The 19,012-nt window shown below is 67.3% G+C and carries 19 protein-coding genes and 1 tRNA gene; 11 read left to right on the forward strand and 9 right to left on the reverse strand.

The window, feature by feature from the left end; genetic code table 11:
* Positions 1 to 81 precede the first annotated feature (81 nt).
* The 5 genes from efeU (at position 82) to GS4_RS11880 (ending at position 5,599) form a co-directional block, all read left to right on the forward strand.
* The gene (efeU, locus tag GS4_RS11860; protein WP_007620797.1) at positions 82 to 996 is read left to right on the forward strand and encodes an iron uptake transporter permease EfeU; all 915 of its coding nucleotides are present in this window, start codon (positions 82 to 84) and stop codon (positions 994 to 996) included.
* Between the two features lie 12 nt (positions 997 to 1,008).
* On the forward strand, positions 1,009 to 2,223 hold the full coding sequence (efeO, locus tag GS4_RS11865) for an iron uptake system protein EfeO (RefSeq protein WP_007620799.1): 1,215 nt from the start codon (positions 1,009 to 1,011) through the stop codon (positions 2,221 to 2,223).
* Complete coding sequence (gene efeB / locus GS4_RS11870) at positions 2,220 to 3,539, forward strand: iron uptake transporter deferrochelatase/peroxidase subunit (protein ID WP_007620800.1); 1,320 nt, start codon at positions 2,220 to 2,222, stop codon at positions 3,537 to 3,539. Before efeO ends, efeB begins: the two co-directional genes overlap by 4 nt.
* 61 nt (positions 3,540 to 3,600) lie before the next feature.
* A complete protein-coding gene (locus GS4_RS11875) occupies positions 3,601 to 4,851 on the forward strand; it encodes an MFS transporter (RefSeq protein ID WP_007620802.1) in 1,251 nt (416 codons plus the stop codon).
* The gene (locus GS4_RS11880; RefSeq protein WP_007620803.1) at positions 4,844 to 5,599 is read left to right on the forward strand and encodes a MerR family transcriptional regulator; all 756 of its coding nucleotides are present in this window, start codon (positions 4,844 to 4,846) and stop codon (positions 5,597 to 5,599) included. The genes GS4_RS11875 and GS4_RS11880 overlap by 8 nt, the downstream gene beginning before the upstream one ends.
* 27 nt (positions 5,600 to 5,626) lie before the next feature.
* Here the strand turns inward: GS4_RS11880 and GS4_RS11885 are convergent, their stop codons facing one another.
* The 3 genes from GS4_RS11885 to GS4_RS11895 all read right to left on the reverse strand — a co-directional run bounded on the left by GS4_RS11885 (position 5,627) and on the right by GS4_RS11895 (position 10,916).
* A complete protein-coding gene (locus tag GS4_RS11885) occupies positions 5,627 to 6,691 on the reverse strand; it encodes a nucleoside triphosphate pyrophosphohydrolase (RefSeq protein WP_007620805.1) in 1,065 nt (354 codons plus the stop codon).
* Positions 6,692 to 6,796: 105 nt separating this feature from the next.
* Positions 6,797 to 10,381 (reverse strand): transcription-repair coupling factor, encoded by a 3,585-nt coding sequence (gene mfd / locus GS4_RS11890; RefSeq protein ID WP_007620807.1) that lies wholly within the window; start codon positions 10,379 to 10,381, stop codon positions 6,797 to 6,799.
* Positions 10,382 to 10,418: 37 nt separating this feature from the next.
* Positions 10,419 to 10,916 carry a GNAT family N-acetyltransferase gene (locus GS4_RS11895; RefSeq protein WP_040510360.1) on the reverse strand — a complete coding sequence of 166 codons (498 nt, stop codon included), beginning with the start codon at positions 10,914 to 10,916 and terminating at the stop codon, positions 10,419 to 10,421.
* An 83-nt stretch (positions 10,917 to 10,999) separates the two neighbouring features.
* Between GS4_RS11895 and GS4_RS11900 the strand changes: the two genes are divergently transcribed.
* Positions 11,000 to 11,788: a dioxygenase family protein gene (locus tag GS4_RS11900; RefSeq protein WP_007620811.1), complete on the forward strand. Its 789-nt coding sequence runs from the start codon at positions 11,000 to 11,002 to the stop codon at positions 11,786 to 11,788.
* 118 nt (positions 11,789 to 11,906) lie between these two features.
* Positions 11,907 to 12,266 carry a hypothetical protein gene (locus tag GS4_RS11905; protein WP_007620813.1) on the forward strand — a complete coding sequence of 120 codons (360 nt, stop codon included), beginning with the start codon at positions 11,907 to 11,909 and terminating at the stop codon, positions 12,264 to 12,266.
* Between the two features lie 59 nt (positions 12,267 to 12,325).
* On the opposite strand, the gene GS4_RS11910 is transcribed toward GS4_RS11905, so the two are convergent.
* Both GS4_RS11910 and GS4_RS11915 read right to left on the reverse strand, forming a co-directional pair.
* A complete protein-coding gene (locus GS4_RS11910; RefSeq protein WP_007620815.1) occupies positions 12,326 to 13,030 on the reverse strand; it encodes a TetR/AcrR family transcriptional regulator in 705 nt (234 codons plus the stop codon).
* A 45-nt stretch (positions 13,031 to 13,075) separates the two neighbouring features.
* Positions 13,076 to 13,561, reverse strand: coding sequence for a MarR family winged helix-turn-helix transcriptional regulator (locus GS4_RS11915; RefSeq protein WP_040510327.1), 486 nt, complete (start codon positions 13,559 to 13,561; stop codon positions 13,076 to 13,078).
* A gap of 49 nt (positions 13,562 to 13,610) precedes the next feature.
* On the opposite strand from GS4_RS11915, the gene GS4_RS11920 reads away from it, so the two are divergent.
* On the forward strand, positions 13,611 to 13,916 hold the full coding sequence (locus GS4_RS11920) for a hypothetical protein (RefSeq protein ID WP_157226601.1): 306 nt from the start codon (positions 13,611 to 13,613) through the stop codon (positions 13,914 to 13,916).
* Between the two features lie 76 nt (positions 13,917 to 13,992).
* Entirely contained in the window at positions 13,993 to 14,406 is a 414-nt protein-coding gene (locus GS4_RS11925) for a nuclear transport factor 2 family protein (protein WP_007620822.1), read from the forward strand.
* Positions 14,407 to 14,464: 58 nt separating this feature from the next.
* On the opposite strand, the gene GS4_RS11930 is transcribed toward GS4_RS11925, so the two are convergent.
* The 3 genes from GS4_RS11930 to fabG form a co-directional block, all read right to left on the reverse strand.
* Positions 14,465 to 14,707, reverse strand: a complete 243-nt coding sequence (locus tag GS4_RS11930; protein ID WP_007620824.1) for a hypothetical protein — start codon at positions 14,705 to 14,707, stop codon at positions 14,465 to 14,467.
* Between the two features lie 41 nt (positions 14,708 to 14,748).
* Positions 14,749 to 14,820 (reverse strand) — tRNA-Gln (locus GS4_RS11935).
* A 78-nt stretch (positions 14,821 to 14,898) separates the two neighbouring features.
* Positions 14,899 to 15,654 carry a 3-oxoacyl-ACP reductase FabG gene (gene fabG / locus GS4_RS11940; protein ID WP_007620826.1) on the reverse strand — a complete coding sequence of 252 codons (756 nt, stop codon included), beginning with the start codon at positions 15,652 to 15,654 and terminating at the stop codon, positions 14,899 to 14,901.
* 222 nt (positions 15,655 to 15,876) lie between these two features.
* Here fabG and glmU point away from each other — a divergent pair, with 222 nt between their 5' ends.
* Both glmU and GS4_RS11950 read left to right on the forward strand, forming a co-directional pair.
* Positions 15,877 to 17,367, forward strand: a complete 1,491-nt coding sequence (glmU, locus tag GS4_RS11945) for a bifunctional UDP-N-acetylglucosamine diphosphorylase/glucosamine-1-phosphate N-acetyltransferase GlmU (RefSeq protein ID WP_007620828.1) — start codon at positions 15,877 to 15,879, stop codon at positions 17,365 to 17,367.
* A gap of 10 nt (positions 17,368 to 17,377) precedes the next feature.
* Positions 17,378 to 18,355 carry a ribose-phosphate diphosphokinase gene (locus GS4_RS11950; RefSeq protein ID WP_007620843.1) on the forward strand — a complete coding sequence of 326 codons (978 nt, stop codon included), beginning with the start codon at positions 17,378 to 17,380 and terminating at the stop codon, positions 18,353 to 18,355.
* 21 nt (positions 18,356 to 18,376) lie between these two features.
* Here the strand turns inward: GS4_RS11950 and GS4_RS11955 are convergent, their stop codons facing one another.
* Positions 18,377 to 18,970, reverse strand: a complete 594-nt coding sequence (locus GS4_RS11955) for a hypothetical protein (RefSeq protein ID WP_157226602.1) — start codon at positions 18,968 to 18,970, stop codon at positions 18,377 to 18,379.
* Between the last annotated feature and the right edge of the window lie 42 nt (positions 18,971 to 19,012).

Genomic DNA, 19,012 nt, shown 5'->3' on the forward strand with positions numbered 1-19,012 from the left:
TCCGGTTCCCGCGCCGGAAGGGCTACTGTCGTCTGGTTAGCCTCACCGAACTCCCCAGTCGGTGCAGTACAGAAGGTCACGATGCAGCTCCTCGCAGCGGGTGGCGCGCCCTCGATTTTCGCGCAGATGTTCGGCAGCGGACTCATCGGCCTTCGCGAAGGCCTCGAAACGGGCATAGTGGTCATGGTCCTGGTGGCCTTCCTCGTGAAGTCCGACCGCCGGGACGCACTCAAATGGATCTGGGCGGGCGTCGCCATCGCCGTCGCGATGGTCGTCCTCATCTTCCTGATCATCCACCTGGGCACCTCCACCGTCAGCACCCTCACCGCCGAACTGATCGCCGGTCTCGCATCGCTGGTCGCGGTGGTGATCGTGACGTTCATGGTCCTCTGGATGAGCACGGCCGCGGCCTCGATCTCGTCCGAACTGCGCAGCGGACTGTCCAAGGCCCTGGTGACCGGCGGTCCCGCGGTCATGGGGCTGGCGTTCCTGGCCGTCGGCCGAGAGGGATTCGAGACCGCGCTGCTGATGGTCGGGTACGCCGAGAGTGTCTCCGGCAGTCTGTGGCCGTTGCTGGGACTCGTCGTCGGGATCGTGGTGGCGATAGTGCTCACCGTGCTGCTCTACCGCGGCGCCATCCGCCTGAACTTCCACACGTTCTTCCTGTACACAGGCATCTTCTTGATCGTCGTCGCAGCCGGCATCCTCGCCTACGGCGTGCGGGCATTGCAGACGGTCGGCTGGTTGCCCGGGATCAACGACGTCGCCTTCGACTTCTCGGAGACCTACGACCAGTCGTCCTGGTACGGAACCGTCCTCGCGGGCATCTTCAACTTCCGTCCCGACCCGACCGTGCTGCAGGTGATCGCATGGGCGGTCTACCTCGTCGTCGTCCTCTTCTTCTTCCTTCGTGCACAGCGCCGGCCCGCGTCTGCGTCGAAGCCATCCGGTGAATCCACCACTGAGACCCCGGCTCCAACCGATGCCGGCGTGTGAAAGGAACGACAGGTGAATCCGAGAAGAATCACCACCGTGGCCGCATTGGCATCCGTTGCCGTGGCTGCACCGATGCTGCTCGCGGGCTGCACCTCCAAGTCCGGCCAGGAGGACGCCATCGCGGTGACCTCCAGCAACTCCGACTGTGAGTTGGCCACGACGGAGGCCCAGACCGGAGACGTCAACTTCAAGGTGACCAACTCCGGGTCGAAGGTGACCGAGTTCTACGTCTACGGCAACAACAATCGAGTACTCGGCGAGGTGGAGAACATCGGTCCGGGCCTGTCGGGCAGCCTCACCGTCGAGGTCGTCGACCCGGGCGACTACCAGGTCGCCTGCAAGCCGGGCATGGTCGGAACCGGTATCCGGCAGACGATCTCGGTCACCGGTGAGAAGAAGGAGAAGTCCGAGGCGCCCGCGGACGTCAACGCCGCAAAGGAGCGCTACCTCGAGTACGTGCGCGGACAGCTCAACGGACTGCAGGCGCAGACCGCGACGTTCGTCGACGCGGTGAAGAAGGGCGACCGGGCTGCCGCACAGGCGCAGTTCGGGCAGGTCCGCACTTTCTACGAGCGCATCGAGCCGGTCGCCGAGTCGTTCCCCGACCTCGATCCCGCCATCGACATGCGGTGGGACGACACCGAAGACGGCAAGCAGCCGTTCACCGGCTTCCACCGGCTCGAGCGCTACCTGTGGCCGCCGCAGCAGTCCGAGATCGGTGACCAGCCGGGACAGGTGACCCCGGCCGACGCCGCCGACGCCAAGGCCACCGACACACCCGACAACATCGCGAAGGTCGCCGACGGTCTGCAGGAGAACGTCACCAAGCTCAAGGACGAGGTGAACAAGCCCGACTTCACCTTCGAGACACGCAGTTTCGTGCAGGGCCCGCAGGCTCTGATCGACGAGGTCGCGGCCACCAAGGTCGACGGTGAAGAGGATCGCTACTCGCACACCGACCTCTGGGACTTCGCGGCCAACGTCGACGGCTCGGAAACCCTGATCGCGGAGATGCAGCCGATCATCTCGGCCAAGAACCAGCAGCTGATGGACAAGATCACCGCTCAGTTCGCCGCGGTACGCACAGCCATCGACCAGTTCCGCCAGGGTGAGACCTACGTGCCCTACACCCAGGTCAACGCCGCCCAACGCAAGGACCTGTCGAACAAGATCGACGCGTTGTCCGCCACGTTGTCCGAGGTTCCGGGGCTGGTGCTGCAGAAGTGACCGACTCCGCACCGACACCCGAGACCGACCAGGGGCGCAGCCGCCGATTCTCCCGGCGGACACTCCTGGGTGGAGCGGGTGTCGGTGTGGTGACCGGTGTCGTCGGCGGAGCCGCAGGGGTCGCCGTCGGCCGTGCGACCGCGGCCGATGCGGGGGCCGACCACGTGGTGGCCTTCCGCGGACGACATCAGGCGGGCATCGTCACCGCCGCGCAGGACCGCCTGCATTTCGCGAGCTTCGACGTCATCACCGACTCACGTGACGACCTGGTGGCGATGCTCAAACGATGGACGTCGGCAGCCGAGCGGATGACCCGCGGCGAGGAGACCGTCGCGGGCGGAGCGGTGGACGGCGGCGAGTACAGCCCGCCTGCCGACACCGGAGAAGCGCTGGGCCTCAGTGCATCCAATCTGACCCTCACCATCGGTTTCGGCCCGGGCCTGTTCGGTCCGAGCGCGTCCGACCCGACTCGCACCGACCGTTTCGGCATCGGCGCGCATCGTCCCGCCGCACTGGTGGACCTGCCCGCCTTCGCCGCCGAGCGGATCGAGCCGTCACGCTCCTATGGCGACATCTGCATCCAGGCCTGCGCCGACGATCCGCAGGTGGCCGTCCACGCGATCCGCAACCTGGCCCGGATGGGTCTGGGCGTCGTCGCCGTGCGATGGTCGCAACTGGGGTTCGGCCGTACGTCGGCGACCACCAAGGACCAGTCGACGCCGCGAAACCTGTTCGGTTTCAAGGACGGAACGGCCAACCTGCGTGCCGAGGACACCGATCTGCTGGAGCGTTGGGTCTGGGTCGGCGCCGAGGACAATCCGGCATCCGCACAGTGGATGACGGGTGGCACCTACCTGGTGGCACGACGGATCCGGATGGACATCGAGCCGTGGGATCGGGCGAACCTGTTCGAACAGGAGCAGATCGTCGGGCGTACGAAGGGGTCCGGCGCGCCGCTGGGCCAGGCCGCCGAGTTCGACAAGCCGGACTTCACGGTCACGTCCTACGGCGCACCCATGATCCCGCGGACGGCGCACGTCCGGCTCGCGCACCCGGACAACCTCGGTGGCGTCCAGATCCTGCGCCGCGGGTACAACTTCACCGATGGCTCCGACGGTTTCGGTCACCTCGACGCCGGGCTGTTCTTCATCGCGTTCAATCGCGAGAACGCCAAGCAGTTCGTGCCGATGCAACAGGTGCTCTCCCGCCAGGACGCGATGACCGAGTACCTCATCCCGAACGGCTCGTCGACGTTCGCCATCCCACCTGGACTCGGCCCCGACGAGTGGTGGGGGCAACGCCTGTTCGAAGGCTGACACGACAGGCCCTCGGTTCGTCGCTTGACCCCGCCCTTACGTCATGGTTTCGACTGGGGGCATGTCACCGATCCCGCTCGCCTACCTGTCGTCGTATCTGCTGTCCGTGCTGGGCAACTCGATCGCGGGGGTCGCGCTCCCGCTGATCGTCCTGCAGACCACCGGCAGCGCGCTGGGCGCAGGAGTCGTCGCTGCCGCGACCGCCGTACCCGCCGTGCTGGCCGGGCTCCTCATGGGGGTGGTCATCGATCGCATCAACCGACGTACGTCGTCGGTGATCACCGACCTCATCTCGGCCGCCGCCGTGGCGGCACTCCCCCTCGTCGACATGATCTCCGGGCTGACCTTGGCATGGTTCGTCCTCTTCGGGATCATCGGCTCGCTGGGTGATGTTCCAGGCCTCACCGCGCGGGATGCCCTTCTGCCGGCGATCATCCGACACACCCATATGGAGCCGGAGCGCCTGATGGGCCTACGGGAGAGCTTCGGTGCGATGGGCCTGCTGCTCGGCCCTGCCGCGGCCGGTGGTCTGATGACCGTCCTCGACGGCTCCACCGTCTTGTGGATCACCGCGGCCACTTCCGCGGTGGCCGCACTCCTGACCATGGCGATCCCCCACCGGGTCGGTGCCGTGGTCGTCGACCCGGCAGCCCAGCAGGCATCGACACAGAACGGGTGGACACAACTGCGCGACGGATGGCGGGTTCTGGCGCGCAGTCGGTTCCTCCTGTCCACGACAACTCTGAGCGTCTTCGCCGTCGTCGTGCTGGCCGGCCTCCAAGGACTCGTACTGCCGGTGTTCTTCACGTCGGTCGATCGCCCTGGCATGTTGGGTTTCGTCCTCACCGCGATTGCCGCCGGTTCACTCGTCGGCGCCGGCGTATACGCCGGTGTCGGAGCACGGGCGCGCCGCCGGACGTGGCTGATCGTCGGGCTCGGCGGCACGACGATCGGGCTCGCGGTCATCGCACCGCTGTTCTCGACCTGGGTGGTCCTCGCCGGCGCCTTCGTGGTCGGACTCGCCAACGGCGCCTTCGCCGGTCTGATCGGCATCCTGATGATCGAGCGCGTCCCGGACACGATGCGCGGTCGGATCATGGGCACCCAGAACGCCGTTGTCACCGCAGCCCCACCGATCGGGATCATGGGCGCGGCCCTGCTGACCGAGTTCGCCGGTGTCGAGGTCGCCGCTCTCGTGATCCCGCTGGCTTGGGTGGTCGCCATCGCACTCGTCGTGCGACCACTGCTCGGTAATCTGGAATCCGAACGCGGCAGGATCGACGACGATCGGATGGTGTCCGAGGATGCGTAGCGGCGAGCTGGCGACGCTGGCCGGCGTGACGGTACGGACGCTGCGCCACTATCACCAGGTGGGGCTCCTCACCGAGCCGGAGCGCGGCGGCAACGGCTACCGCTCGTACGATGTCCACGACCTCGTACGCGTGCTGCGGATCCGGCGCCTGGCATCGCTGGGCATCCCTCTCGACCGTATGCCGGGTCTGCTCGACGATACCGACGACGCCGCCGCGGTCCTCGACGATCTCGACCACGAACTGGCTGAGCAGATCGAGCGGTTGACCTCGCAACGCCGCACCATCGCGCACCTACGAGACCATCGCGCTGGTCCTGATGTCCCGCCCGAGCTCGCCCCGTTCTTCGCTGCTTTCGCCCGCGCCGGCGCGGGCGGCGACATCGCCCGGGCCGACCGGGAAGGGTCGCTGCTGCTGTCCCACCTGGCGGGCGAGGCGGGTGCCGCGCAGATCACCGAGTTCTACCGCCGGATGAGCGAGGAGGATCGTGCGCCCCTGATCGTGGACATCGTCACCATCTTCGAGCAGCTCGGACCCGACAGCGATCCCGACGACATCGATTCACTTGCACTCAGATTCGCGGATGTCATGGCGGATGTGGTCGGCACCCCGGAGTCCTCTGACCTCCCCGCCGAGTTCGACGCGGCGCTCGACCTGGTCGGTGAGTTCGTCACCGCACGCCTCAACGATCAGCAACGACGCGCGCTCGACCAGGTGATGTCACGGATGTCGGAGTTGTACACCGGGTGACCTGACGCGCTCCGCACCCCGTCGGCGTCACCCGCCCGTCGGAGCGGGATCACCTGGCGCGGCATCGGGATCGGTTGCGCGACGGCGTGGCTCGGCGGTCACCACGATGTCGTCGGCATCGCCGTCGTCGATGATCGGGTCCGGCGTCGACGCCGAATCGGGCCCGCCCACCGGAGCCCCGGCCGACACCTCCACCACACCCATCACCTGGAGCCAACCGTCGCGTGAGTCGAGCACGATTCCCTCGGATGCCGCCTGGGACTCGAGATCGCGCACTCCCTCCATCACCGCGAGGATGCGTCGACGGGTCTGGTCCTCGACACTGTCGTCACCGAGCCGGACGGTGACCGTCAGGATGTCGGGATCGATGCTGTCGACGGGGTAGCCGGCGGCCGACAAGCGTTCGAGTACCTTCTGCGCCAGCGCGAGCGCCGGCTGACTGTCCGCGATCCCATCGAGGACGGAGCCACGTTGCTTCTCCGCAGCCTTGCGCTCCTCCCATTCCCGGATCTGCGTCTCGAGATCGGAGTGTGCACCGGAGAGGATCCCGGGCGTGCGGCGACTGACCTTCTCGGTGAATGCTCGTGCCACGTCGTCGATGTCGAACGGTCGCTCGGGGTCGTCGGCAGCGATCCTGGAGTGGAAGAGGATCTGTAGCAGCAGATCGCCGAGTTCTTCCCGCAGGTGATCGGGGTCGCCCGTCGCGATGGCGTCAAGGGTCTCGTAGACCTCTTCGAGCAGGTAACGGCGCAACGACCAATGGGTCTGCTGACTCTCCCACGGACCATTGCGCCGCAACGTGTCCATCAGCGCGACGGCGTCCAGCAAGGCCTCTCCACCGGCACGCTTCGCTTCGATGACGTTGTCACCCAGGTCGATCCGAGCCCGCACCACCGGATGCGTGCGGTCGGTGCTGACCACCGTGACATCGCGCTGCGCGATATGCTCGTCGGTCGCGGCCGAGACCTCCCCCAGCTCCCACAGGAGAAAAGGATTCACGTCCTCGGTCACCACCACCGGTCCGGCGACGTGCCGGACCGCCGGGATCGGGATCGTGTCGGGACGCAGGGGATCCAGCAGGATCACCGTCATCGCACTTGCACCTCCGGATGTCGCCCCCCCGTTGATGTCGCTGTCACAGAGTAGACCGTGGTCGGGGCGAACGTGGGATATCGAAGGCCCGTCGGGTCGCTGCACTCAGGCAGGGGCCTCGTCGGGTTTGATCATCTGCAGGAAGGTCGTCAGATAGTCGATGAGTTCCTCGTCGCGCAGTCTCGCGGACCCGACCCCGCCGGTCCGCGGGATGGGCAGGGTGATCACCGAAGTGGTCGCCCGATGACTTGCGGAGGGGTACAGACGCTTCAGACGGACCTGCTCGCTGTCGAGCAGCGACATCGGCGAGATCTTGACACCGGTACCGGCCATGCCGATCTCGGTGACGCCGCGCTCGCGGCTGCGTAGTCGTAGGCGGGCGATCGCGGCCAGGCGCAGGGTTTCCTGCGGCGGCTCACCGTACCGGTCCGTGAGCTCGGCGATCACGGCCGTCACCGCGTCGTCGTCGGTCGCAGATGCGAGTTTGCGGTAGGCCTCCAGACGGAGGCGGTCGGAGTCGACGTACTCGACCGGGATGTGGGCATCGACCGGCAGATCGATCCGTACCTCGGTGGACTCCTGCGAGGTGACCGGCTGTCCGTCGGCGGCGGCCCGGTAGGCCTCGACAGCCTCCCCCACGAGCCGGACATACAGGTCGAACCCGACACCAGCCACGTGGCCCGATTGTTCGGCGCCCAAGACGTTTCCGGCGCCGCGGAGTTCCAGGTCCTTGAGCGCCACCGCCATTCCCGCGCCGAGCTCGTTGTTCTGCGCGATCGTCGCCAACCGGTCGTATGCGGTCTCGGTCAGCGGCTTCTCGGGGCTGTACAGCAGATATGCGTACCCGCGCTCACGTCCGCGGCCGACACGGCCACGGAGCTGATGCAGCTGCGAGAGACCGAAGTTCTCGGCGCGGTCCACGATCAGGGTGTTGGCGTTCGAGATGTCGAGGCCGGTCTCGATGATGGTGGTGCAGACCAGCACGTCGTACTCGCGGTTCCAGAAGCCGGCGACCGTCCGCTCGAGCTGATCCTCGTTCATCTGCCCGTGGGCGACCACCACGCGCGCCTCGGGCACCATGTCGGAGATCTGCTTGGCCGTCTTGTCGATGCTCGACACTCGGTTGTGTACGTAGAAGACCTGGCCGTCGCGCAACAGTTCTCGACGGATCGCGGCGGTCACCTGCTTGGGCACGTACCCGCCGACGTAGGTGAGAACCGGATGACGCTCCTCCGGGGGCGTCAGGATCGTCGACATCTCGCGGATGCCGGCCATCGACATCTCGAGCGTTCGCGGGATCGGGGTCGCCGACATGGTCAGCACGTCCACGTGTGTACGCAGGGATTTGATGTGCTCTTTGTGCTCGACGCCGAAGCGCTGCTCCTCGTCGACGATGACCAGACCGAGGTCCTTCCAGGTGACGCCGGTCTGCAGCAGGCGGTGCGTACCGATCACGACATCCACCTCGCCGGCGGCCATCGCGTCGACGATCTCGCGCGACTCCTTGGAGTCAGTGAATCGGGACAGCCCGCGCACCCGGACCGGGAACCCGGCCATCCGCTCGGAGAAGGTCTGCAGATGTTGTTGCGCCAGAATGGTCGTCGGTACGAGGACGGCGACCTGCTTGCCGTCTTGGACGGCCTTGAACGCCGCCCGTACAGCGATCTCGGTCTTGCCGTAACCGACGTCGCCGACGATGACGCGGTCCATCGGGACAGCTCGCTCCATGTCGCCCTTGACCTCGCCGATCACCGTCATCTGGTCGACGGTCTCGGTGAAGTCGAAGGCGTCCTCCATCTCACGTTGCCACGGTGTATCGGGGCTGAAGGCGAACCCGGGGGCCGCGTGCCGTGCCGCATAGAGTGCGACGAGTTCGCCGGCGATCTCGCGAACCGCCTTGCGGGCCTTGCGTTTGGTGTTCTGCCAGTCCGAGCCGCCGAGCTTGGACAACGACGGCTGCTCGCCGCCGACATAGCGCGACAGTTGGTCGAGGGCATCCATCGGGACGAACAACCGGTCACCGGGGTGGCCGCGCTTGCTCGGTGCGTATTCGATGACCAGGTATTCGCGTCGTGCGCCCGACACGGTGCGCTCGATCATCTCGACGAACTTGCCGATCCCGTGCTGGTCATGGACGACGAGGTCGCCCGCGGCGAGCGCGAGCGGGTCGACCTGGTTGCGACGCTTCGCCGGCAGCCGGCGACCGTCGCGGACCCCGGCCACGCGGGTACCGGTGAGGTCGGCTTCGGTGACGACCACGAGCCCCGCATCGGGCAGCACCAGCCCGTTGCGCAGCGTGCCGTGCAGAACCGCGACACTCCCCGGTTCCGGACGAGCGCCCGGTTCGGCCACCACATGAGGCACCTCGGCGTCGGCGAGGCGCTCGCCCACCCGGGCCGCGGTGCCCTTGCCCGCCACCACGATCGCGGCCGTCCCGCCGGCCGTCACGTGCGCGCGGAGCTCGGTGAAGGTGGTACGGATGTCGGCGTCGTTGCCGCGCGGCGCGGGACCTGCGGTGACCGCGAGCTCGACCTCGTCACCGCTCCCCGACGACAGCGGGCTCATCGTCCACCACGAACGTCCGGCGCCGAGGGTCGTCTTCTCCACGTCGTCGAGCGCGCGGTATGCACTGGCCTGCAGGTCGATGCCCAGGCCGCCCGCACTCTCGCCGTCGAGTGGCGCGTCGCCGCCGACAGCTGCCGCCGTCCAGGACGCCTCGAGGAACTCCTTGCCGGTGGCCGCGAGGTCGGCGGCGCGGGTCCGGACCTTCTCGGGGTCCAGCACGAGCACCAGGGTGTCGTCCGGCACGACCTCGGAGAGCATCTGCATCTCGCCCTCGACCAGGGCCGGGATGAGCGCTTCCATGCCCTCGACCGGGATGCCCTCCGAGAGCTTGGTGAGCATGTCGGCCAGCTTCTCGTCGCCGCCGGCATCAGCGGCGAGGTCGGCGGCGCGGGCGCGGACCTTCGGCGTCAGGATCAGCTCACGACACGGGTGGATACGGACCGTCGCGGTGTCGATCTCGGGCTGACTGCGCTGGTCGGCGACGGAGAACGCGCGGAGGTCGGTGATCTCGTCGCCCCAGAACTCGACGCGGACCGGGTAGTCGGCGGTGGTCGGGAAGACGTCGAGGATGCCGCCGCGCACGGCGAACTCGCCTCGTCGGCCGACCATGTCGACGCGCTCGTAGGCCATCTCGACCAGCTGGGCCAGGAGATCGTCGAAGTCGACCTCGATCCCTTCACGCAGATCGAGGCTGCGGAGTCGGCCCAGGCCGGGGGCCATCGGTTGCACCAGCGACCGCACGGTGGTGACGACCACACGCAGCGGGTGCTCACCGGGCTCGGCGAGTCGGTGCAGCACTGCCAGCCGCTGACCGACGGTGTCGGCGCTGGGTGAGAGGCGTTCGTGCGGCAGCGTCTCCCAGGACGGGAACTGTGCGACGGAAGTGGGATCGTCGAGCAGTTCGGCCAGCTCCGCGGTCAGGTCGTCGGCCTCGCGACCGTTCGCCGAGACCACGAGCATCGGAGCGGCGGTCCGCTGCGCCAGGCATGTGACCACGAACGGTCGGGCGGCGTCGGGGGCGGTGATGTCGAGACGATCGTCGTCACGACGCTTCGCGAGTCCGGCGATGGCCTGGTCGGCGCATGTCAGCGAGGCGAGCCCGGAGAGGGCAGAAGGTGACGACACTCGTTCGATTGTATGCACCCCCGGTGACAGACGATCGTCAGGTCAGAGCGCGCTGCATGTACACCGTGTCGATCCAGTGATCGAACTTGTAGCCGACCGACGGCGTGCGTCCCACCTCGACGAATCCGTGCTTGGCGTGGAGTGCGATCGACGCCTCGCCACCTTCGGCGGAGATCACCGCGATGATCTGCTGGACGTTGTCGGGGTCTGCCTCGTCGATCAGGGCCCGCAGGAGCGCGGTCCCGAGTCCGCGACCGCCGGCGTCGGGTCGGAGGTAGATGGTGTCCTCGGTGGTCCAGTCGAAGGCCCGCTTGTCACGAAAGCCACCCAGGTAGGCGAATCCGAGCACGACCCCGTCGTCGACGGCGACGAGAAACGGGCGACCGGCGGCGGTGACGGTCGCGAGCTTGTGCTCCCACGCAGTCACCGAGGGTGGGTCGTAGTCGAAGGTCGCGACGGTGTGCTCGACGTAGTGGGTGTAGATGCCGGCGATCGCAAGACAGTCCGCGTCGACGGCGGGTCGGATGCTCACCATGGCTGCCAGCATGCCGCATGAGTAGGTCGGAACAGCATCGCGGGAATCAAACGGACCGCGGTCCAGTTAGGTATTCTGTGACCATGTCGACCTCCGTCTCTCGACCACCCGCGCTGTTCCTCAGCCACGGGGCGCCTCCACTCGTCGACAGTGAGCGCTGGGTCGGTCAGCTGCAGCGACTCTCCGCGCGCATCGACCGTCCGTCGGCCATCCTGGTGGTGTCGGCGCACTGGGAGGCCGCACCGCTGACCATCGGTTCGACGGATGGGTCGGTGCCGCTGACCTACGACTTCTGGGGCTTTCCCGACCGGTACTACGAGACGACGTATTGGTCCCCCGGCGTACCGGACCTCGCCACCCGCATCGCCGCGTCGATGCCCGACGGCGAGCCCGTCGCACACGACCAGGAGCGTCGGCTCGATCACGGCGCCTACGTTCCGTTGACGGTCATGTATCCGGACGCCGACATCCCGGTCCTCCAGATCTCGTTGCCCACACTCGATCCCGAACGTCTGCTCGATCTCGGACGTCGGTTGGCACCCCTACGTGACGAAGGTGTGCTGATCATCGGCTCCGGGTTCACCACTCACGGGCTGCCCTTCTTGACCGACGTGCGTCCGGAGGCGACTCCCCCGACCTGGTCGGCCGAGTTCGACGCCTGGGCTCACGAACGCTTCGGTGCCGGAGATGTGGAGTCGCTCATCGACTTCCGCAATCGCGCGCCCGGGATGCCGTACGCCCACCCGACTGTCGAGCACTTCGCGCCGCTCTTCGTCGCCCTCGGGGCGAGCGACGATGTCGAGCAGAAGCCCGACCAGGCCATCGACGGGTTCTGGATGGGACTCGCGAAACGGAGTCTGGTGCTGGCCTGAGCCCGCTCCTCTCGGCGACCTCGAGCCCGCCCCGCCCGCGATTTCGTAGTCCGAAACGTCTCTGAGAGTCGTTCAGTACTACCGATTCGGTTCGTCCTCACCCACGTAGAATGATCCGATGGTCGCGACGCCCGATTTCACGCGCACGAAGACGGTGTGGATCGTTCTCGCTGTTGCCGTCGGAACCGTGGTCGGCATACTCGCGGTCGTCCCTCTCGGGCAACTGATCCGGAGCTGGCTGGACCTTCCCGAGCCCACCGCCGTCCCACTGGACGCAGTGGGGCCGATCAACAGACCGTTCACCGCTACGTACTGGGTGCCCTGGTTGCTCGCGTGGACTGCGCTGGTCGCCACCGGGATCGCAACCATCGTTCCGGCACGGACACGCGGAGCGGGTTGGGCGTACTTCATCGCGGTGGGGTTCACCGGCGGAGTGATCGCGCTGCTGGCGGGGTTCTTGGAGTACGGGCTCGGATAGGTCGGCGTTTGGGTACTACGAAATCCGAAGCGTGAACACGCGAAATCCGCGTGTTCGCGCTACGAATCCGGGTCGTCGACGACGGTCCGGCTCGTCGGCTCGATGTAGTCGGGGCCGACCAGACGGGGGTCGGGGTCCAGGCGGGTCAGGCCGTTCCAACAGAGGTTCACCAGATGGGCGGCGACCACCTCTTTGCTCGGCTCGCGCACATCGAGCCACCACTGCGCGGTGACCGACACCATGCCGACCAGTGCCTGCGCGTAGAGCGGCGCCAGCACGGGATCGAAGCCGCGACGCTCGAAGTCTTCGCCGAGGATGTGCTCGACCTGACTGATCGCATCGTTGAGAAGGCTTGAGTACGTGGTGGTCTCGTCGGTGCTGGTGCGGTCTCCGCGCACCAGGATCCGGAAACCGTCGGTGCGTTCCTCCATGTAGGTCAGCAATGCAAGGGCGACCTGTTGGATGCGGTAGAGCGAACGGTTCTTGCTCAGCGACGACGTGACCATCTCGAGCAAGGTCTCCATCTCACGGTCGACGACCACCGCGTAGAGCCCTTCTTTGCCGCCGAAATGCTCGTAGACGATGGGTTTCGACACTCCGGCGCGCTGCGCGATCTCCTCGATCGACGTGCCCTCGAAGCCACGTTCGGCGAACAGTCCGCGCGCGACCTCGATGAGCTGCAATCGACGCTGCGCGCCGGTCATACGGGCCCGCGGCGCACGCTGGACCTCGCCGGTGCTGTCGGTGGGACGGCTGATGGCCATGCGCTACAGGGTAACGGTGCCGTAGCCCCGGGTCACTCGGCCGAATCAGGATGGATCGCCGTCGCGCCCCACAGCCGCCCCCAGCAGCGCGCCCACGAATCGCTCGAGGTCTGCGGCGAACCGATCACCGTCGTCGGGTTCCCAGGAGTCCAGGATGCCGTCGCACACGGTTCGCAGCTCCTGCCGGAGCTGATGCACCACCGCGGTTCCCTGTGGGGTCAGTTCGATCCGCGTCGCACGCCCATCACTGCCGTCCGGCGCGCGGTCGACATACCCCGACGATTCCAGTCGGGACAGGTACCTGGTGACCACGCTGCGGTCCAACCCGATCTCCGCGGCCAACGCCGTCGCGGTCGTCGGTCCCATCCGCAACAGTCCCGACAGCACCGGGTACGTCGTTGCATCCACACCGTCGATGCCCCGCACCAACGCCGGATACAAGCCACTCCGGTTGGTGCGCAGCAACAGTCGACCCAGTTGGGTTTCGACCTGCGCACCTCTGCCACTCGGTGTCGTAGACAGAGAGGTCATACACCGAAAGTACGTGACAAATGCACGCATCGGCCAGTACCGTCACCGTATGCGTGCAAAAGACAAGTATCTCGAGAGGGCGTCGACACATCCCGATCGGCGACCGATCCGTCCCGAGGATGTGCTCGCCGACGGCGTCGACAAGGCCCAGTTCGGCGATGTCGAGGTCCGCAAGGGCTCGGTGGCCGCGTTCGTCGCGAACGCGAAGATCTTCGACCGGCTGCCCGCGGACGACCCCGACAACGAGACGATCCGGGCACAGTTGCTCGAGCTGCTGCCGGCGATTCGATCTGCCGGCGTCCTCGACGTCTTCACACCCCGGTCCGCGCGGCTGGCCGCCCTCATCGACAGCTGAGTCGCAGGCAGCCGACGCACCGCCCGATCCGGCGATCCGGCCTCACCGACGCTCTCCCGGTGCGAGACTCGCGGCCATGATGACGATCGAGGAGATCTCCGCGCGACTCGAGATCACGCAGGTCCTGACCGACTACTCGACCGCGGTCGATGCTCGCCGTTTCGACGATCTCGACCACGTGTTCACCACGGATGCCACCGTCGACTACAGCGTCATGGGTGGGATCGTCGGCAACCCGACGGAGGTCAAGCGATGGCTGGGTGAGGTCCTGCCGGCGTTCTCGGCCTACTGCCACTTCCTGGGCAACCACGACATCGCGGTCGACGGTGACTCCGCGACCAGCCGCACCCTGTGTCTCAACCCGATGCAGACTCCCGACTCGTCGACGTTCCTCCTCGGCCTCTGGTACCGGGACACCTGGTCGCACACCGCCGACGGCTGGCGAATCGCGACGCGAGTCCTGGAGAAGTGCTTCGACAAACAGCTCTGAGGGCCCGGCCCCGACCGACAGCACGTCGCCGACAGCGCGGGCCCCTCAACGCGTCCGTTCAGGTCCAATACTCGGTGATGGCCTCGATGACCGCCCTGATCTCGTCAGCGTTCCCCTCGGGCGTTCCGTCGGGTCGCACCTGCACGTCGTTGCCCAGTAGATCGATGACCCGCTCTGCATAGCCGGGCTCGGGCCGCCCGTGCGATTCCAGTTCGACGAGACCGCTCGGGCCACCGTGCGTCTGCACGCTCGACCGGATCAACGCGCGCTGCTCGGGGGTGAAAGGTTCCAGGAATCGCATCCAGTCCTCGCCTGAGCGTCCGGGTCGTTCTCGATACGTTGCTCCCCCACCAGGACTCGAACCTGGAATGCCTGAACCAAAATCAGAAGTGTTGCCGATTACACCATGGGGGAATACTGCGCTGATGATTGTGCCACAGCCACTGTCGGTGGCCGTGGCCGTCTCACCAGCGCAGCAAGCGGCGGGGCAGCTCAGTCGCGCGGGCCGCCGGCGACGTAGACCACCTGGCCGGAGACGAAGCCCGCGCCCTCACTGATGAAGAAGGACGCAGTGTGCGCGATGTCCTCGGGAACGCCGGTGCGGTTGACCGGGATCTGCGCGGCAGCGGCCTTCTTGAAGTCCTCGAACGGGACGCCGACGCGCTCGGCGGTCGCCGCGGTCATCTCGGTCTCGATGAATCCGGGGGCGATGGCGTTGGCGGTGACGCCGAACTTGCCCAGCTCGATGGCGAGGGTCTTGGTGAAGCCCTGCATGCCGGCCTTGGCGGCCGAGTAGTTGGCCTGGCCACGATTGCCGAGCGCCGAGGTGCTGGAGAGGTTCACGATGCGGCCCCACCCCGCGTCGACCATGTGCTTCTGCGCAGCCTTGGTCACCAGGAATGCTCCGCGCAGGTGAACGCCGAGCACCGCATCCCAGTCGTCGACGGACATCTTGAACAGCAGGTTGTCGCGCAGGATGCCTGCGTTGTTGACGACGACCGTCGGCGGGCCGAGTTCTTCGACAACCTTGGCGACGGCCGCGTTCACCGACTCCTCGTTCGACACGTCGGCGCCGATCGCGACTGCCTTACCTCCCGCGTCGGTGATCGCCTTCACGGTGTCGGCGCCGGACTCCTCGGTGAGGTCCAGCACCGCGACGGCCAGTCCGTCCTCGGCCAGGCGCTTGGCGACGGCAGCGCCGATCCCCCGCGCCGATCCGGTGACGATCGCGGTCTTCTGAGTGGTCATCGATGTGCCTCCGTTGGTTCGATGTGGACGGTGTGATCGACATGTCGCACCGCACCTGCCGTGGCGCGGGACACGAGGGTCGTTCCCCACACGGTTCTATCAGGCGACACCGCACTCAGGGGAGGTCACGGATGCAACCGCGGACTGCGTAGTATCGGGCCGTTGCCCGGCAGGCACGTCGACGCGTGGACCCGGCCGGTTACCCGACAGCCGGAGGTTCTGATGACGGCAAAGCCCGCGCCGACGACCGCGGTGATCGTGTTGGCGGCGGGTGCCGGGACACGGATGCGGTCGAAGACGCCCAAGATCCTGCACACCCTCGGCGGTCGCTCCCTGCTCGGTCACGCGTTGACCGGTGCCGCGACCCTCGAGCCCGAACACCTCGTCGCCGTGGTCGGTCACGAGCGAGAACTGGTCGGTGCAGCGGTCGAGGACCACGCCCGCGAGCTGGATCGTCCGATCCTGATCGCACCCCAGGACCAGCCGCTCGGCACCGGCGACGCCGCTCGGGCCGGCTTGGCCGCACTCCCCGACGACTTCGACGGAACCGTCATCGTCACCGCCGCCGACATCCCGCTGCTCACGGGCGACACCTTGACCGCAATCCTCGACACCCATCGCGCCGACGTCGGTGCCGCGGTGACACTGACCTCCTTCATCGCCGACGATCCGACCGGCTACGGCCGTATCGTGCGCTCCGCCGACGGCGCCCAGGTCGAGGCGATCGTCGAGCACAAGGACGCCGACGCCGATCAGCTCGCCATCGACGAGGTCAACGCGGGGATCTACGCGTTCGACGCATCGATCCTGCGGTCGTCGCTGACCCGACTCTCGACCGACAACGTGCAGGGCGAGTACTACCTGACCGATGTCGTGGCCATCGCGCGCGCCGACGACCGTCCGGTCCGCGCGCTGACCGTCGACGACGCAGTGCTGGTCGCCGGCTGCAACGACCGTGTCCAGCTGTCGGAGCTCGCTGCCGAGTTGAACCGCCGCATCATCCGCGAGCACCAGCTGGCCGGCGTCACCGTCGTCGACCCCGCCACCACCTGGATCGACGTCGACGTCCGTATCGACGCGGATGTGCGCATCGAGCCCGGCACCCAGCTGCAGGGCCACACCACCGTTGCCGCCGACGCCGTCGTCGGTCCTGACACCACGCTGCGCGACGTCGCGGTCGGCTCGGGTGCGTCGGTCATCCGGACCCACGGATCGGAGTCCACCATCGGCGCCGACGCCACTGTCGGCCCGTTCGCGTATCTGCGCCCCGGCACCGTCCTGGGCGCACGCGGCAAGATCGGAACGTTCGTCGAGACCAAGAACGCCGAGATCGGCGCGGGTAGCAAGGTGCCCCACCTCACCTATGTCGGCGATGCGACGATCGGCGAGTACACCAACGTCGGGGCATCGAGTGTCTTCGTGAACTACGACGGCGTCCACAAGCACCGCACGGTGATCGGCTCCCATTGCCGGACCGGGTCTGACAACATGTTTGTCGCACCGGTCGAGGTCGGCGACGGGGCCTATACCGGAGCCGGGACAGTCCTGCGGCACAATGTTCCGCCGGGGGCCCTCGCCGTCTCGGCGGGGGAACAACGAAATATCGAGAACTGGGTGGTGCGCAAGCGCCCGGACACCGACGCGGCTCGGGCCGCGCTCGATGCCCAGCGCGCACCGGGTAGCCCGACCCCTGACAGCACCACTTCCGAGTAGAAGAGTTTTCATGACCTGGACCACGGACAACCAGAAGAACCTCATGCTGTTCTCTGGCCGCGCCCATCCCGACCTCGCGCAGGCGGTCGCCGACGAGCTCGGCATCAAGGTGACCCCGCAGACCGCACGCGACTTCGCCAACGGTGAGATCTTCGTCCGTTTCGAGGAATCAGTCCGCGGCTCCGACGCCTTCGTCCTGCAGAGCTGCCCCTTCCCCCTGAACCAGTGGGTGATGGAGGCGCTGATCATGATCGACGCGCTCAAGCGGGGGTCCGCCAAGCGCATCAGCGTGATCCTGCCGTTCTACCCCTACGCCCGTCAGGACAAGAAGCATCGCGGGCGTGAGCCCATCTCGGCCCGTCTGATCGCCGACCTGCTCAAGGCCGCCGGCGCGGACCGCATCATCACGGTCGACCTCCACACCGACCAGATCCAGGGCTTCTTCGACGGTCCCGTCGACCACATGCACGCCCAGGGCCAGCTGGCCGACTACGTGCGCGAGAACTACGGCACCGACAACATCACCGTCGTCTCCCCCGACTCCGGCCGCGTCCGCGTCGCCGAGAAATGGGCCGACGCGCTGGCCGGTGCACCGCTGGCCTTCATCCACAAGACACGGGATCCGTTGGTGCCCAACCAGGTCAAGTCCAACCGCGTCGTCGGTGACGTCGAGGGCCAGACCTGTGTGCTGATCGACGACATGATCGACACCGGCGGCACCATCGCTGGTGCGGTGAAGGTGCTCAAGGACGCCGGTGCCGGTGACGTGGTCATCGCGACCACCCACGGCGTGTTCTCCGACCCGGCCGCCGAACGGCTCGCCAACTGCGGCGCCAAGGAGGTCATCGCGACCGACACCCTGCCGATCAGCCCCGAGAAGCACTTCGAGAACCTGACCGTGCTGTCCATCGCGCCCCTCTTGGCGCAGACCATCCGTGAGGTGTTCGAGAACGGCTCGGTCACGAGCTTGTTCGACGGCGTCGCCTGACATCGTCGCGCGGCGGGCGGGTCACTCCTCTCCCGCCGCGCGCCGACGCCACCACCAACCGGCCACTCCCGCTCCGACGAGCAGCACGGCCACGGCTCCGATGACGATGGGGACGACGGGTGGGCCCGATTCCGAATCATCGGCCGGGAAGGGTTCCATCGATGGGCCGCCGTAGAGCAGCGCCTCACCGAGCGAGATCCATTTCAGGTTGCTGCACAGCGACGCCGACCATTCGCCGTCAGCGGGCCTGACCGGTCCCGCCGAGCCGCCGCCGAGCATGATCACACGCTCCACGCCGACCTCCAGGTCGACACCGCAGGCCGCCGAACTCGACGCCGTGACCACGGTGATCCGCTCGGGTACCCGTTGCTTGTAGCTCTGCCGCACCTCGACGATGTACCGCGTCGTCTGATCGGCGCCCTCGGACTTCTCGACGGGTACGCCGAAGACCACCGCCGACGCCCGCTTGACGGCGTCGCGTTCGGACAGCGGAACGCAGGAACAGGCGCACGCCGGGGCGGCTCGCACGGTCGACCATCCGATCACCGCGGCGAGCAGTACACCGACGACGAGCATCGAACGGGTGATCCTCCCGAACCGCGGCATATCGGACATCCGCCCACGGTAGCCGCAGACCTCCGCATCCGACGCGTCGCG

This window comes from Gordonia soli NBRC 108243 (assembly GCF_000334455.1).
Lineage (GTDB): Bacteria > Actinomycetota > Actinomycetes > Mycobacteriales > Mycobacteriaceae > Gordonia > Gordonia soli.

Coding starts and splice junctions, on each gene's coding strand:
- fabG (WP_007620826.1), bottom strand. CDS start 15,654: ATGACCACTCAGAAGACCGCGATCGTCACCGGATCGGCGCGGGGGATC.
- GS4_RS11900 (WP_007620811.1), top strand. CDS start 11,000: ATGTCGACCTCCGTCTCTCGACCACCCGCGCTGTTCCTCAGCCACGGG.
- GS4_RS11905 (WP_007620813.1), top strand. CDS start 11,907: ATGGTCGCGACGCCCGATTTCACGCGCACGAAGACGGTGTGGATCGTT.
- GS4_RS11895 (WP_040510360.1), bottom strand. CDS start 10,916: ATGGTGAGCATCCGACCCGCCGTCGACGCGGACTGTCTTGCGATCGCC.
- GS4_RS11875 (WP_007620802.1), top strand. CDS start 3,601: ATGTCACCGATCCCGCTCGCCTACCTGTCGTCGTATCTGCTGTCCGTG.
- efeU (WP_007620797.1), top strand. CDS start 82: ATGCAGCTCCTCGCAGCGGGTGGCGCGCCCTCGATTTTCGCGCAGATG.
- GS4_RS11925 (WP_007620822.1), top strand. CDS start 13,993: ATGATGACGATCGAGGAGATCTCCGCGCGACTCGAGATCACGCAGGTC.
- GS4_RS11920 (WP_157226601.1), top strand. CDS start 13,611: ATGCGTGCAAAAGACAAGTATCTCGAGAGGGCGTCGACACATCCCGAT.
- GS4_RS11930 (WP_007620824.1), bottom strand. CDS start 14,707: ATGCGATTCCTGGAACCTTTCACCCCCGAGCAGCGCGCGTTGATCCGG.
- GS4_RS11880 (WP_007620803.1), top strand. CDS start 4,844: ATGCGTAGCGGCGAGCTGGCGACGCTGGCCGGCGTGACGGTACGGACG.
- GS4_RS11915 (WP_040510327.1), bottom strand. CDS start 13,561: ATGACCTCTCTGTCTACGACACCGAGTGGCAGAGGTGCGCAGGTCGAA.
- glmU (WP_007620828.1), top strand. CDS start 15,877: ATGACGGCAAAGCCCGCGCCGACGACCGCGGTGATCGTGTTGGCGGCG.
- GS4_RS11885 (WP_007620805.1), bottom strand. CDS start 6,691: ATGACGGTGATCCTGCTGGATCCCCTGCGTCCCGACACGATCCCGATC.
- GS4_RS11955 (WP_157226602.1), bottom strand. CDS start 18,970: ATGTCCGATATGCCGCGGTTCGGGAGGATCACCCGTTCGATGCTCGTC.
- GS4_RS11950 (WP_007620843.1), top strand. CDS start 17,378: ATGACCTGGACCACGGACAACCAGAAGAACCTCATGCTGTTCTCTGGC.
- GS4_RS11910 (WP_007620815.1), bottom strand. CDS start 13,030: ATGGCCATCAGCCGTCCCACCGACAGCACCGGCGAGGTCCAGCGTGCG.